Raw genomic sequence first — 14923 nt, 5'->3', positions numbered from 1 at the left:
GCCAGTTTATTGAGCTGTAAAAACTAAAACCCTGTAAAACAGGGTTTTAGTTGGTTTTTAGCGTGACTATCAGTTAGCTGGCTAAGCCCCATCCGCGATGAACTTACGAATCATGCCAAGCAGCTCATCCTCTTGATAAGGCTTGCCTAAATAGGCATTCACACCCAGATCAAAAGCATATTTCTTATGCTTATCGGCGGTACGCGAAGTAATCATAATAATCGGGATATTGCGCGTATCTTCAGCCACCCGCACATTACGCGTCAACTCGAAACCATCCATCCTTGGCATCTCAATATCAACCAACATCACGGCTGGCTTCACATCGTGCAATTGCTGCAAAGCATCAACACCGTCTTTGGCCGTCACGACTTGGAAACCTTCACGCGCCAACAATCGACCGGTAATTTTGCGCACCGTCAATGAATCATCGACCACCATAACAACCGGCGCAGTAGCCAACTGCTCTGGCATTGTTGGTTGCGGTGCCTGTGCAGGCTGGTCCACTTGCATACGTACCGATGAAGTAATTTGCGCAGACTGCGCCAGCAGTGCAAGCGGATTCATAATCAGTACAATTTCACCGGTACCCAATACGGTAGCCCCAACCACACCAGGAATACGCGCGAGCTGAGGTCCGATGGGCTTAACCACTACCTCTTGGTTTTTCACCAATTGATCCAAGTGCAAGGCGATGCGTTCTGCCCCCGAGCGCAGTAACACTACAGTTGAATAGCGCTTTTGCTCAGGCACTGCTTCGATATCACCTAATAGCCGCGGTAAGTATGCAAAGCGATAGCGTTGACCTAGCCATTCTTGATATTGATTTTTATATAAATCGACCAAGGCCTCCTGTTTCAACTCCTGCACCTGCTCAACCATCACAGAAGGAATCGCAATCAGTCGCTCTCCTCCTTTAACCAGCAAAACTTGCGCCACTGCTAACGTTAAAGGCAGATGGATGGTGAATGTAGTGCCTTGCCCAGCAACTGTTGCGACATCAATTTTGCCACCCAAATTACTCACTTCATTTTTCACCACGTCCATACCGATACCCCGGCCAGACAATTGGGTCACCGTGGTGGCAGTAGAGAAGCCAGGCTCGAAAATCAGTTGGCAAATATCGGCATCGGATATACCTTGATCGGCAGTGATAATGCCTTTTTCAATGGCTTTCTGACGAATACGAACCACATCCAAACCACGACCATCATCTTTGAGTAGCAGCACCAACTCATTGCCTTCTTGGCGAACCTCGATCTGAATCTCACCAAACTCTGGCTTGCCACTTGCTTGACGCGCGGCACTGTCTTCCAAGCCATGGTCGATCGCATTACGCAACATATGCTCAAAGGGCGAAATCATTTTATCGAGTACGCCACGATCAATATCGACGCGGCCGCCTTTTACCTCAAGATTGACCTTTTTACCGACTTCTTTACCTGCTTGGCGAGTTAGACGATACAAGCGCTCAGAAACACTTGAAAATGGCACCATCCGAACGCGCATCAAGCTCTGTTGCAGCTCTTTGGTCATTCGTGATTGCGCGAGCAACGCGGCCGATGATTCATCCAAATTTTTCAACAAATGTTGTTGTACGGTTGCCACGTCATTAACCGACTCGGCCATAAAGCGCGTCACTTCCTGCAAACGGCTAAAGCGGTCAAATTCAAGCGGATCAAACTCGCGGTGCATATCTTGCACTTCTTTTTCACGCGCCTGCATTTGCGATTCGGCCTGAATTTCCAGCTCACGCAACTGGGCACGCAAACGCGCCACGTTTTCAGTCAAATCGACCAGTGATGATTTGAGCGCGACCATTTCTGATTCGATGCGAGTGCGGGAAATAGCCACCTCACCAGCCTGATTGACCAATTGATCAATTAATTCCGATTTCACCCGAATAACAGTCTTGTTATCTGGGTCGGCGGCAGCAAGAAGCTTAGGCAATACAGGTGCTGCAGTGGCCTGGATCTGCTCTACCTCCGCACCACTAACAACCTTAGGCTGATTCAGTTCGGCAAACAACGCCAGTAACACATCGTAATCGGCCTCCAGACGAGGACCAAGCGTTGGGTCTGTTGCTTGGCTTTCGATCAGGCGCGACTCCATGATGTGGGCAGCCTCACCCATGCGCATTGCACCGCTCATTCGAGCGCTACCTTTGACAGTGTGAAGCGTGCGTTTCAAGCGCTTGAATACAGTCTCTGGATCATCGCCTTGTACGAGACTGCGGACATCTTCGCCGATCAAGGGCAATAACTCTTCCGACTCCTCGATAAAGATCGGTAAAAGCTGCTCATCAATATCATCATTCAGTGTTGAATCAAGTTCAACTTGTGGCTGTGCAACCTCTCGGGCTTCTTCAACTGCCAACAACTGAGTAATCGGTGACGACTCGGCGTGTAGGGATAAGTCAGCTGGCTCAGTACCCGATTCAGACAGAATGGAAAGTAACGCTTCTGCTTCTGCTTCTGCTTCTGCTTCTGCTTCTGCTTCTGCTTCTGCTTCTGCTTCTGCTTCTGCTTCTGCTTCTGCTTCTGCTTCTGCTTCTGCTTCTGCTTCTGCTTCTGCTTCTGCTTCTGCTTCTGCTTCTGCTTCTGCTTCTGCTTCTGCTTCTGCTTCTGCTTCTGCTTCTGCTTCTGCTTCTGCTTCTGCTTCTGCTTCTGCTTCTGCTTCTGCTTCTGCTTCTGCTTCTGCTTCTGCTTCTGCTTCTGCTTCTGCTTCTGCTTCTGCTTCTGCTTCTGCTTCTGCTTCTGCTTCTGCTTCTGCTTCTGCTTCTGCTTCTGCTTCTGCTTCTGCTTCTGCTTCTGCTTCTGCTTCTGCTTGCAATTGTGTTGTCACTTCCACATCTAAATCTAGCGATATTTCTTCTAATTGCTGTGTTAAATCAAGCAATGTTTCTGGGCTGATTGATGAGTCACCGCTCTGAGTATGGGATGCTAGAATCTCTTCATCACCAAGTTCGTCATCAATAGACAAAGTTAACTCAGCGTCTAACAACTGCAGTGCAGCAAATTTGGCAATCAAATCTGGGGCACTAATCGGCTCTTGCTGCTGCAAGATTTGCTGCAGCATTGCATCCAGCGCATTAACAGCGTCCGCAAATAAGCCAACGTGAGCGGACGAGGTAAGGCCCAACTGCTGCAATGCGTGCTCAACTGAATAGGCCAACTCACCTTGTGGAATAAAACCAGCAGTTGATGCGATGCCACCAAATGTGTGCGCCGCCAAAATAAACTGTGGCTCTACTGTTGCTGTTTCAGCTAAAACAGCAACACCATGCTGCATCGCAGATAAATGTTTCTGAGCTTCATCACAGAAAATGCCAAACAGAACAGGAGATACTCGGACAAAGCCGATTTGTAAATCGGCATTATCATCTGGGGATGCGTCAAGACTCAGCTCTGCAGCAGGCTCTGGCACTACTGAGGCTTCTTCTGCGAGAGGCTCACTCTCCGCATCGAGCCGTAATGAGGCGGCTTCAGCCTCAATGGCACTAGCTTCGACCGCAACTTGTCCATGCAACTGGAGCTGCTCAACCCAATCGACAAACGAGGAATGGGTTTGCTCCAACAGGGATAACAAACGAGGTGTGGCGGGCTTTTCAAGCTGCAACCACTTGTTCATCACTTGCTCGATTGACCATGCGACCTCACCAAGTTGGAATAGACCAACCATGCGACCACTACCTTTTAAGGTATGGAAACTACGACGGATCGTGGTTATTGCTTCGTGTTGCAATGGGTCGCGTTTGAGTAGCTCAAGATTCTCAGCTATTGCAGCAAGAACTTCTACAGCTTCCTCAAGGTAAACTTCCAAGAGTTCAGCATCCATTGCGGCCTCTGAGACTGGCAATGGTTTATTCTCGGAGATCTCTGGTACAAGGTTGGCTTTTGGAGTCTCAACCAAACCTTGTGCCTCCGGTTCAGCCTCCAAAGCTTCTGCGACGACCTCAGGTGCGACAGCCTGCTGCTGTGGCAATTCACCCTTGAGACGATCCAAAATGATGCTCAGCGGAGAATCATTATCACGCCCTTGGGACAAATCGTTCACATAAAAGCCAAGCGCAGAAAGCGCTTCGGCAAGCTCTTCCAGATGGCTTTGAACGGGCGCTTCTTCTGCCTCAATATATCCAGAAATTCGCAGCAAACACTCATGACACAAATCTACGGCAACCGAGCGGTCTAGCATCATCAATGCACCTTGAACTTGGTGCAGCATAGGCTCAATTTGATTCAAACCTGCACGCTGATTAGCATCTCGGAAATAGGTATCGAGAATTTCTTCAATACCAGCCAGATTGGTTCGCATTTCATTGGCCAACTGCCCCAGCAACATCCGCTCTTGTGCCTCTCGACTTACTTCATCGAGCTGAGGTAATTCCAAATTTGCGGCAGGGTCTGCCAAGCGAGCCAGAAGGGCATTAACCTGATCAACAAAATCATCTGCCTGATTTGGGTAGATGAGCAACGCATTGTCTGCCAACAGCAGGCCAGTCGCCACTTCCAGTGCTAATCCGTCCACTGTAGTTGAACTTTCCAAGCTATCGGATAATCCGGCCCACAGCGCGGCCAAACCTACGATTTCAAGAGTTTCTGACTTTGCTGCGATCTGCTTTAAATTTTGTCGTACTGTCGCTAGCTTGTCGTGATTACCACTCGCAACGCGTGACCATAGATCTTTTGCGTGGGCAATTTCATCACGCAGAGAGCGAGCCAATTGCTGACTAGCGAGCGTTTCAGCAGAAATGACATCATGGGCATCTGGAATCAGATCGGACAGCTCAAATTGATTTGCCAGACCCTTTGCTAGGGCACTGTCCGAATCCATCCGTGCCAAAATATACAGCAGGTCCCGAAAAAGGCGCTCTGCAACTTTAGTAGAGCCATCAGCCAACCGGCGAATTTGTAAATTCAAACGCAATAATAATTGCTTGGTCTCAATGTCGAGATAGGCACGATTGCTGCCTAGGCCATCAACCACAGCTGCGGCAGTCCACCAGAAAGTACGGGGCACACTGGCGCTTTGCGCTTTAGCAAGATCAGCTAGCGCGGCAGCCATAACAGGCGTAACTGCATTTTGCCCCTTAAGCCAACGCAATAGCCCACTTTCATAGCGAGTGCGTTGCTGCTTGATCTGCAGGCTTAATGCATCACCACTCAGTGGTTTGCTTGGCAAGCCAACAGGCAAATCAAGCATTAACTGTGGGTAGAATAACTCTGAACCGGAAACGCTAACATTCCGCGCCTGAGCAACATCTCTAAATGTAGGTAACAGGCTCAAGGGAATATTGGGCATCCCTGCCATTAAGCGATGTAAATACTGCATAACATCGCCAAGGGCTCGTTGCGCAATACTCACGCTAGAGGGCTCAACCTCACCGCGCTCAATAGCAAAAATGAGCTGTTCAACTTCTTCACAAAAGCGTGCAACACCAGTTAGCTCAACTAAATCGAGGGCGCCAAAAGCCTGATGCAAATAGTTAGCGGCAAATTTCAAATTTGCCGCATCCGCTGATGATAGATACAGTGCCAGCGCTTCGGTTGCCTTTGTCAGAGTGCTTTCAATTTCAGCATTCACCCACAACAAAGAGCTTTTATCAAATTCAGTATGCATGCTCATGGCAGAATCCCATGAAAGAAGGGCTGAGCCGAATGCCCAGCCCTTAGGATAGAAAAATTAAGACAGCTTAAAGCCGGAAACGGAGGATTTCAGTTCGGCGGCAAGACCGGTCAACTCACCCACTGCAGCTGCCGATTTTTTCGTGCCCTCAGTGGTTTGTTCAGTAATCGCCAAAATGTCACGCATCGTACTTGTTACTTTGGTCGCTAACGCAGTTTGATCTTCAGTTTCATTCGCAATTGATTCAATCAAACGAGCCAATTCGCGAGATACCTTACCAATTTCTGCCAACGCTGTACCTGCTGCATCTGACAGTTTGGCACCCTCAACTACCCCTTGGGTTGAGATTTCCATGGCGGCTACCGCATCATGCGTATCGGCCTGAATCGTTTTAACAATTGCACCAATTTGCTTAGTTGCCTCGCCAGAACGTTCCGCAAGGCGCTGAACCTCTTCGGCAACCACCGAGAAGCCTCGGCCCGCTTCACCAGCCGCAGCCGCTTGAATCGCAGCATTCAAAGCCAGCACGTTAGTCTGTTCGGTAATGTCAGAGATCAACTCAACGATCTCACCAATCTCTTGCGATGATTCACCCAGACGTTTAATCCGTTTCGCCGTTTCCTGAATCTGCTCGCGAATCTCACCCATACCCTTAATTTGGTTATTAACAGCCTCTGCCCCCTGCTCAGCTACAGTCAGAGATGCCTGCGCTACCTGCGCCGATTCAGCTGCAGTACTTGATACACCCTGAATCGAATGCACAATCTGTTCAACGTTATGGTTAGTAGTTTCAATTTCTTCTGATTGTTTTTGCGCAGCAAATAGCAGCTGCTCAGAAATAGTTTGGGCTTCAGTTGTTGCCGAGTTTACTTTTTCAGTTGCACGGTTGATACCCGTAATCAACGAGCGCAACTCTTCAATCGTAAAGTTAATAGAGTCCGCAATCGCCCCAGTTAGATCTTCCGTAACCGATGCTCGAATCGTCAAATCGCCGTCTGCCAAATCCCCCATTTCATTCAACAAGCGCAAAATCGCATCCTGATTTTTGCGGTTCTCACTTTCCGAAGCCAGACGACGTTTCACAGACTCCTGGTTAAAGACCTTCACCAGCAATAACAGCGAGCCGAGGGAAATTACGATCAAGACCACTTCCAAGGCACTAACAATAAAGCCGCCGACCTTATTTTGATACTGGTTTGCCAGCTCAATAGAATCGCTGAGCAATTTATCTGAGTCGCGCACAATAGCTTGGTTAGCCAAGCGAGTATTCACAAGAGGCTGCATGTTTTTCGAGAAAGAGGCCACCACCACCTCAAAATCTTTGAACAGTACATTAATTTGTTCGAGTTTCTCAGCCAACGCAGACGTCTGAACAGCACGCAATTGCAACTCTGCGTTACCCTCAGAAAAACCCTTCACAATTTCATTAAAGGTTGAAACATCTTTACCTAGCAAAAACACAACTTCAGGGTTAATCAACTCTGAGGCCAGCATTGCATTGGCATTTTTAGACATACGCTGCGATAGCATCGACAGCTGGTTGGCATAATCAAGCTCACGCGCATTAGCACCAGCATCACTCAACATTGATGTTAATTGCTGTGTTTGCTCGAGCAGTTTGGCATCATTGGTATTGATACCATCAACACTTTTACCAATCGTAATCAGCTGTGGCTTTTGCTTTAAAATGGTGTCTACCGTAGGGCGGCTTGGGTTAGGTCGATACGACGCGTTCCACGTTTCATTCAGCTTTTCGAGCTGCTCAGAACCTGAAACTTGAAACAAGCTAAAAATGCTTCGACTATCCGTGAGTTCTTTCAAATTTTCGTCAAACTTTTGGTAAGCTTCTTCCAAAATCTGGAAAGAATCTGCATTACCCTGAACAGACTGATTGGATGCCCGCGCTAAACGCTGTGAAAGCATCTGCATCTCTGTAGCAATCGCTTGATGCTTGGCGTTGTTTTCTGCAGCTTGAAACGACAAAAAGGCAGTCAATGCAAACACCAACAAACTGGCAATCATGACTACCAATAAAATTGCCATTTGCTGGCGTGGCGCCATATGACCAATCACTGGCAATGGTTTTAGTGCTTTAGCATCCCCACCTTCTGGAAGACGCATTTTATCCAAGATCCATGTAGTTCTAGAGGGATCAAAAGACTGCTTTTTATCCGCAGTTTTGCCCGCCTGATCACTACCTGAAAACAGACCTTTTATTTTATCCACCACTCCCATTGCAACCTCCCAAACCACATCAAGTTGTGATCTATGTTTTTATGCGATACCTGTTTGCAAGAAGCTGGGTTGACTCACCAGCTCAGCGACATTTAATGTTTTCCAACTTTGCCCTGCAGCATCCTGATAAACCTCACCCAACCACGGCTGACGTGCAGGATCGGCATCCTGCAAAGTCAAATCGGCCAAGTGCTTCAACCCAAGCATCCGGTTCACCAAAACTGCTGCGTGCGGCAAATGGCGTGGCTGCAGCAAAACCAAACGTGACATACTGGTAAATCCGCCGTGTTGCAAACCAAAAAACGCCGGCAGATCAGAAACACTAACCAAATTACCGCGAATATTGGCAACACCTTTGAACCACGCAAAACCAAGCGGAACCGGAGCAACTACTGGCACAGGCATTACCTCAGCCACATCGCCCAAATCAACCAACCAATTTTCAGTGCCGATCATAATCCCCAAGCGGGCATCTACCTGAGCCACTGCAGCTGCACTCTGCAGGCGGTTCATCACCCCCTGCTGATACTCTCGCAAACTAATGCGTTTAGCCATTTGCAACCCCAGTTATGTTATAGGTTGGCAATTTTGTTGAGCAATTCTTGTGAATCAACTGGCTTTACTACGTACTCAACTGCACCTTGACGCTTAGCCCAAACCATATCGGTTTCTTGGTTTTTTGACGTACACATAATGATTGGGATGTGCTTTGTAGCTTCGTCGCGACTGATCGTGCGGGTAGCTTGAAAGCCGTTCATACCTGGCATTACCACATCCATCAAGATCAAGTCCGGCATCAACTCTTTCGTCTTCAAAACAGCCTCTTCACCGGACTCCAGCGTCATAATTTGAAAGCCATTTTTGGTCAATAATTCGCCCAAAAAATGCCGCTCTGTCGGAGAGTCATCAACAATCAGAATTTTTTTGATCGCCATAATGCTTTACATTCCATAAATGTGAGAATTTCAAACCAAACCGGCGTGCAAGCGCACAGCGGCTAGTAAACTATCTTTTGTAAATGGTTTGGTCAGATATTCATCTGATCCAACCATCCTCCCCCGCGCACGGTCAAACAGTCCATCTTTTGATGAGAGCATAACCACTGGAGTGGCCTTAAAGCGCGGGTTTTTCTTAATTAATGAGCAGGTCTGATAACCATCCAAGCGTGGCATCATGACATCGACAAAGATCACATTAGGGTGGTGGTCTGCTATCTTAGCCAATGCATCAAATCCATCCTCGGCCAAAATAACCTCACAGCCTGCCTGCCCCAAAAAAATCTCAGCGCTGCGACGGATCGTATTGCTATCGTCAATCACCATCACCTTAACGCCTGACAAATTGGACATGTGACTCCCCCGAATTGGACCACCCAGCAACATCAATTGCCGCTGGCAACAACGATAACACACCAAAACCAAAGTGGATGCTATCTGAATTAGTTTTATATTGAGGGGAAAATCATATTCTGCAGTCTTGGATTAGAGCAAGATTAATCCAGCAACCGTAGAAAAAAAGAAACCCCAGTCGAAGTTGGCTTGACTGGGGCCATATAGATTGCTTCTTTTCAGAAGCCCCGCTCAGGGAGGAAAAGCGGGAGGTGCAGGGGCGCACCTACAGATTAAGATAGTCGTCCTGACTTATTTCGCAAGGAGAATCATTCTCCGTCCATCGGTTCGCTTGCAGCAAGTTGCTGCATGATCTCCTCGAACCAGCCACCAACAACTTGTTCCACCTCAGTAACGCCTTGCTTTTTAGAGCTAGAGAACAGCTGCACTGTAATTTGCGGATTACCTTTAAATTCATCCTTCACCGAGCGCAAAGCCTGTACTTTTTCTTGATTATTCAATTTATCAGATTTAGTGAGTACACAATGCACGGGCTTGCCAGTTGGTAAAAAGAAATCCAGCATCACACGATCTAGATCCGTCAACGGACGACGACTGTCCATGATCAGCACAAGGCCAATTAGATTCGGACGAGTTTCAAGGTATTTACCAAGCAGGCCCTGCCAGTGTTTACGTACCGCTTCTGGGACCGCGGCATAGCCGTAGCCGGGCAAATCAACCAATCGACGCGACTGGCCAAAATCAAAATAATTGATGTGTTGGGTACGACCAGGCGTTTTAGAGACAAAAGCTAAACGAGTATGATTTGCTAAAGTGTTAATTGCACTGGATTTACCCGCATTCGAGCGGCCAGCAAATGCGACCTCAATGCCTTCATTGGGCAGAGCTTTTAAATCATTGACAGTAGTAAGGAATGTTAGGCCTTGAAATAGGGACATCTGTGAGCGCCATAGTGGTTTGTATCGGGGTCTTGCTATAGAATACCAGCATTTGATAGACCATCGTCGGCAGACTACGGGTTAATGCCCACAAAAAACGACCGACGTACGCTTAATTACGGGAGCGGATTTATGCGCAGCATGACTGTGGCGGTAAAGCTAGCAGCACTTTTGATGATGGCACCAGCTGTTTTTGCCGCTGGCGCTAAGGGTGACCCTGCCAAGGGCAAATTAATTGTCGATCAAGTCTGCGCAGCCTGTCATGGCGCCGACGGCAATAGTGTTGTAAGTGCCAACCCTAGCCTTGCTGGCCAACACCCCGAGTATATCGTCAAACAATTAACTGAATTCAAATCACAAAAACGCAAAAATCCTGTGATGTTAGGTATGGCGACACCATTATCACCAGCAGATATGGCCAATGTTGCAGCTTACTTCAGCCAACAAACACCGAAAGCGAAAGGCGCGTCGAATAAAGAGCTGATCGAAGCGGGCAAGAAAATTTATCGCGGTGGTGTAGCCAGCAAGAACGTACCAGCCTGTATGGCCTGTCACGGCCCTGCGGGTGCCGGCATTCCTGGCCAATATCCACGTTTGTCTAGCCAGCACGCTGCTTACACAACAGCGCAATTGACTGCATTCCGGGTTGGCGAGCGTGCTAACAACCAAGTAATGTCTGAAATCGCGGCAAAATTGTCTGATCAGGAAATCAAAGCGGTTTCTGAGTACATTCAAGCAATTCATTAATTCTTTGATAGGAACTGTTTGCTCTCGCAGCAGACCAAGAGGGGTCGCGATTTAGCGCCCCTTTTTTTTGTTATGACCCAAAATACTCGTCACCTCTCATTTTCGCGCGCGCTTTTTGAACTACTGTCATCCATGCGCTTTGCCATTAGCTTGCTCACCATTTTGGCCATTGCCTCAATTATTGGCACGGTATTAAAGCAAAATGAGCCATACGTGAACTATCGCGTCGAGTTTGGCGACTTTTGGTTTGGCATTTTCGAGCCCATCGGCCTATTTGATGTGTACCACTCCAGCTGGTTTTTACTCATTCTGGCCTTTTTGGTGCTCTCAACTAGCTTATGTATTTGGCGCCATTTCCCCGGAGTCGTACGGGACATCAAAAGCTACCGAGAAAAAGCGAGCACTAATTCTTTACGCTTGATGAGTCATCAAGTTGAAACAAACACCGTTTTAACGCCAGCGGCAGTCGAGCAACACCTCACCGAGCAAGGCTATCGGTTCAAATCTCGTACCGACGGCGAAACTTTAGTGATTGCCGCCAAAAAAGGCAGCTGGCAAAAATTGGGTTATTTATTCGCCCATGCGGCGATTGTTGTAATTTGTATTGGCGGCTTGATGGATGGCAATTTACCGCTGAAGTTACTAGAAGCCACTGGCAAAAAAACACCAGAAACACGCGATATCCCACAAAGCCAGATCCCGCCAAGCTCGCGTCTAGAAAGCAATAACCTGTCATTTCGTGGGAATGTCACGCTTTCTGAAGGCGGCAGCGCATCAGTGGTGTTTCTAAACGCGGGGCAAGGCTATTTTGTGCAAGAGCTTCCCTTCGTTCTCAAGCTAAAGAAATTTCATATTGAACATTATTCAACTGGCATGCCCAAATTGTTTGCCAGTGACATCGATGTACTCGATCTCAATAGCGGCAAAGTAATTCAAAGCGGCACCGTAAAGGTGAATCACCCGCTAATCGTTGATGGCATAGCCATTTATCAGGCGAGTTTTGGTGACGGAGGCTCAGGGCTAGATTTCGTGCAATGGGATCTAAGCACGGGCAAAACACAGCCACTGGCAGCTCGCTCGCAAACCAGCCTTCCACTAATGCTAGGACAAGAGCAATACCAGCTTGAAATTGGTGATTTGCGCCCATTTAACATTGAAAATTTTGATAAAGCGCCAAGCAATACCTCGACAATGGCCGTGGATAAATTGCAGGAAGCAATGGCCAGCGCCCAAGCGGTACGTAGCGATAAAAATGTACGCAATCTGGGGCCTATGGTTCAATTCAAGCTGCGCGACAATACCGGGCAAGCAGTTGAATATCAGAACTATATGGCGCCATTCTTCGAGAATAATGCAGCCTACTTCATGACAGGTATGCGCAGGGAAGTCTCTGCACCATTTAGCTTTGTTCGGATACCCCTGGATAAAGATATGCAGATCAATACTTTCATGCGTCTACGCAAGGTGATTCTTGATCCAAACCTGCATCCAGAAATCGCCCGTCGCACCGCAGCGAAAGCACAAGCGGGAGGCGGGGTTTCGGCGCAAAGTCAGGCACAATTTGCTGAAGTCACCCGCAATGTACTGACGCAATTTGCGAGTGGTGGCCTGCCCGCAATTGATCGCTTTTTAACTGAGAAAGTCCCTGAAGATAAGCGCGCGGCTGTCGCCCAAACCTATCTCAAAATTTTACAAGGTGCGATGATTGACGCGATGGACGTCGCGCAAGGCCAAGTGGGCTTACCCACCATAGCAGTTAACGAGGCACAATATCGCTTCTTGATGGATAGCTTAGTCGCCACCAGCCAGTTATTTGACTATGGCGCCCCGACTTTGCTGCAACTAAATGGGTTTACTGAAGTCAAAGCCAGCGGCTTTCAGCTAACACGCTCACCAGGTAAAAATGTGGTTTATCTGGGCTCGCTACTGCTGATTCTGGGTGTATTTTGCATGTTTTATATTCGTGAAAATCGCCTCTGGATACGCCTAAGCCCGCAAGGGACTTTAGTCGCGATGAGCAGCAACCGTAAAACACCTGAGCTAGATAAAGAATTTGCGCTACATACCAGCGCCCTTCTCAACCGCAACAAAGAGTAATTTGTGATGACCTCTCTCTTGCAAGCGCGCCGCTGGCCAGACTACGCTTTTGCAGCGCTCATTCTGATGACTGCTGCGATGACATGGCGGCTATATAGCAATTACCTTGATTATTACGAGCAAGGCATCCTACTCGGCTCTGCCGCTGGTTTGATTTGGCTTGGCTGGTTTTGGGCTCCTTTACGCTGGTTCTTCCCTGTTTGCGGCGCAGTGGCGCTAGCAGCAATCGCACTGTACCAAGGTGAATTAGCGCGTGGTCAAACTGCCTTCTGGCTCAAATATGTCTTAGCCAGTCAATCTGCCGTCATGTGGATGTGCGTGCTGTTTTTCCTATCCATGCTGATGTATTGGGTCGGTATGTTCAAACGCTCGGCAACCGCTTTGGGTATCGCGAGTGGGCTGGCTTGGGCGGGTGCAGCAATGGCCATGATTTCCAAACTAGTTCGCTGGTATGAAAGCTATCTGATTGGCTCTGATGTAGGGCATATTCCGGTATCGAATCTGTATGAAGTATTTATTTTGTTCTGCTTGATAACGACGCTGATGTATCTGTACTACGAAGCAAAATTCTCAGCCAAAGCGATGGGGGCATTTGTACTCCCCATTATCTGCGCTGCGGTTGGCTTCATTATTTGGTACACATTTGATCGACAAGCTCATGAAATTCAACCGCTGATTCCGGCACTGCAATCGTGGTGGATGAAGATTCACGTACCCGCCAATTTTGTTGGCTACGGCGCTTTTGCGCTATCGGCCATGCTTGGTGTGGCACAGCTGATGGTGGCCAAAGGTTGGCTGGTAAACCGATTACCTAGCTACGACACACTGGGCGAGGTGATGTACAAAGCAATTGCGGTCGGCTTCTTGTTTTTCACCATTGCCACGGTACTCGGGGCGATGTGGGCTGCTGATGCTTGGGGCGGGTACTGGAGCTGGGATCCGAAAGAAACTTGGGCTTTGATTGTGTGGCTTAACTACGCAGCATGGTTGCATATCCGACTGGTCAAAGGCTGGCGTGGCAATGTACTGGCATGGTGGGCTGTAATTGGCTTACTAGTAACCACTTTTGCTTTCATTGGCGTCAATATGTTCTTATCTGGCTTGCACTCCTACGGCGGCCTTTAAACCCTCTCCGCAGCGTTCAACAGCGCAAACAGGTGATGCAGCCCACGCAAGGCAACATCACCTGTTTCTAATATACAACACACTATCGAACGCTCAAACACACGTTTTATTCAATAAATCAGTGGCAAACATTGCCTGCCTTAGATTTGCTTCGTTCCGACACTTGCACATCATCAGTGCGTAACATTTTGATATGTTCAACTTGAGTGCTGCGCTTTACCATAGTCTTTTATTTTTGCAGTCGCGCATGAAAGGTTTCAGGTAATCGCATGGATAACGGTACAGTCTTCTTCCGCACTGATTTGGGTAACCATGAATTACAAACCCGCACTCCTGGTTTTCCCATTAAGCAACGCCAATTACTATTCCTGATTGATGGACAAAAGCGCATCGCAGATTTAGTCGCCTTCAACCCAGATATTGAAGACCTGAAACTACGCCTAGTAAAGCTGCAGGAACAAGGTCTGATCGGCATGCAGGGTGCGCCTTCACATACACCGTTACCAACCATTTTCGACCCTACCATCCAGCCTGCAGCAGAACCAGCGCCCAAAGCTGTGGGCGGCAAGCAATTACCGTCGGCCAAAGCACTGCAAAACGTACGCCGCATCATTACAATGACCGACCAGACTTATCTCGGCAATAAGCTGGAATACATGCTGCTCGACGTGTTTGACGTGATGAAAACCGCTGATGACCTGCAATTTTGTATCGACCGCTGGCAAAAGGCATTGCGTGAAGCGGGGCTGGGCGAAATGGCCGATGCCTATATGTGGCAAGTGCGTAGCGCGTTGAGCGACTAAATGT

The 14923-nt window shown here is 48.2% G+C and carries 10 protein-coding genes; 4 read left to right on the top strand and 6 right to left on the bottom strand.

Going from position 1 to position 14923, the window contains the following annotated elements; all coding sequences use genetic code 11:
* Positions 1–81 precede the first annotated feature (81 nt).
* From HZU75_RS09515 to yihA, 6 genes are all read right to left on the bottom strand, one after another.
* Positions 82–5625, bottom strand: a complete 5544-nt coding sequence (locus tag HZU75_RS09515) for a hybrid sensor histidine kinase/response regulator (protein ID WP_180305858.1) — start codon at positions 5623–5625, stop codon at positions 82–84.
* Positions 5626–5682: 57 nt separating this feature from the next.
* Complete coding sequence (locus tag HZU75_RS09510) at positions 5683–7860, bottom strand: methyl-accepting chemotaxis protein (protein WP_180305857.1); 2178 nt, start codon at positions 7858–7860, stop codon at positions 5683–5685.
* A gap of 39 nt (positions 7861–7899) precedes the next feature.
* On the bottom strand, positions 7900–8415 hold the full coding sequence (locus HZU75_RS09505) for a chemotaxis protein CheW (protein WP_180305856.1): 516 nt from the start codon (positions 8413–8415) through the stop codon (positions 7900–7902).
* A 17-nt stretch (positions 8416–8432) separates the two neighbouring features.
* Positions 8433–8795 (bottom strand): response regulator, encoded by a 363-nt coding sequence (locus HZU75_RS09500; protein WP_180305855.1) that lies wholly within the window; start codon positions 8793–8795, stop codon positions 8433–8435.
* A gap of 30 nt (positions 8796–8825) precedes the next feature.
* Positions 8826–9209, bottom strand: a complete 384-nt coding sequence (gene pilG, locus HZU75_RS09495; RefSeq protein ID WP_180305854.1) for a twitching motility response regulator PilG — start codon at positions 9207–9209, stop codon at positions 8826–8828.
* Between the two features lie 308 nt (positions 9210–9517).
* Positions 9518–10147 (bottom strand): ribosome biogenesis GTP-binding protein YihA/YsxC, encoded by a 630-nt coding sequence (yihA, locus tag HZU75_RS09490; protein ID WP_180305853.1) that lies wholly within the window; start codon positions 10145–10147, stop codon positions 9518–9520.
* Between the two features lie 132 nt (positions 10148–10279).
* Between yihA and HZU75_RS09485 the strand changes: the two genes are divergently transcribed.
* The 4 genes from HZU75_RS09485 (at position 10280) to HZU75_RS09470 (ending at position 14919) form a co-directional block, all read left to right on the top strand.
* On the top strand, positions 10280–10894 hold the full coding sequence (locus HZU75_RS09485; protein ID WP_180305852.1) for a c-type cytochrome: 615 nt from the start codon (positions 10280–10282) through the stop codon (positions 10892–10894).
* A gap of 132 nt (positions 10895–11026) precedes the next feature.
* Positions 11027–12991, top strand: coding sequence for a cytochrome c biogenesis protein ResB (locus HZU75_RS09480; RefSeq protein ID WP_228028014.1), 1965 nt, complete (start codon positions 11027–11029; stop codon positions 12989–12991).
* Positions 12992–12997: 6 nt separating this feature from the next.
* Positions 12998–14116, top strand: a complete 1119-nt coding sequence (gene ccsB, locus HZU75_RS09475) for a c-type cytochrome biogenesis protein CcsB (protein WP_180308782.1) — start codon at positions 12998–13000, stop codon at positions 14114–14116.
* A 269-nt stretch (positions 14117–14385) separates the two neighbouring features.
* Positions 14386–14919 carry a hypothetical protein gene (locus tag HZU75_RS09470; protein ID WP_180305850.1) on the top strand — a complete coding sequence of 178 codons (534 nt, stop codon included), beginning with the start codon at positions 14386–14388 and terminating at the stop codon, positions 14917–14919.
* Positions 14920–14923 lie beyond the last annotated feature (4 nt).

It is taken from the genome of Chitinibacter fontanus, from assembly GCF_013423785.1.
Lineage (GTDB): Bacteria > Pseudomonadota > Gammaproteobacteria > Burkholderiales > Chitinibacteraceae > Chitinibacter > Chitinibacter fontanus.
The sequence above is the reverse complement of the archived record's forward strand: the minus strand, read 5'-3'. Positions and strand labels throughout refer to the sequence as shown.

Bases quoted from the DNA above. Each gene is read 5' to 3' on its own strand.
- HZU75_RS09505 (WP_180305856.1), bottom strand. From the start codon at position 8,415: ATGGCTAAACGCATTAGTTTGCGAGAGTATCAGCAGGGGGTGATGAAC.
- pilG (WP_180305854.1), bottom strand. From the start codon at position 9,209: ATGTCCAATTTGTCAGGCGTTAAGGTGATGGTGATTGACGATAGCAAT.
- HZU75_RS09470 (WP_180305850.1), top strand. From the start codon at position 14,386: ATGGATAACGGTACAGTCTTCTTCCGCACTGATTTGGGTAACCATGAA.
- HZU75_RS09500 (WP_180305855.1), bottom strand. From the start codon at position 8,795: ATGGCGATCAAAAAAATTCTGATTGTTGATGACTCTCCGACAGAGCGG.
- yihA (WP_180305853.1), bottom strand. From the start codon at position 10,147: ATGTCCCTATTTCAAGGCCTAACATTCCTTACTACTGTCAATGATTTA.
- HZU75_RS09515 (WP_180305858.1), bottom strand. From the start codon at position 5,625: ATGAGCATGCATACTGAATTTGATAAAAGCTCTTTGTTGTGGGTGAAT.
- HZU75_RS09480 (WP_228028014.1), top strand. From the start codon at position 11,027: ATGCGCTTTGCCATTAGCTTGCTCACCATTTTGGCCATTGCCTCAATT.
- ccsB (WP_180308782.1), top strand. From the start codon at position 12,998: ATGACCTCTCTCTTGCAAGCGCGCCGCTGGCCAGACTACGCTTTTGCA.
- HZU75_RS09485 (WP_180305852.1), top strand. From the start codon at position 10,280: ATGCGCAGCATGACTGTGGCGGTAAAGCTAGCAGCACTTTTGATGATG.
- HZU75_RS09510 (WP_180305857.1), bottom strand. From the start codon at position 7,860: ATGGGAGTGGTGGATAAAATAAAAGGTCTGTTTTCAGGTAGTGATCAG.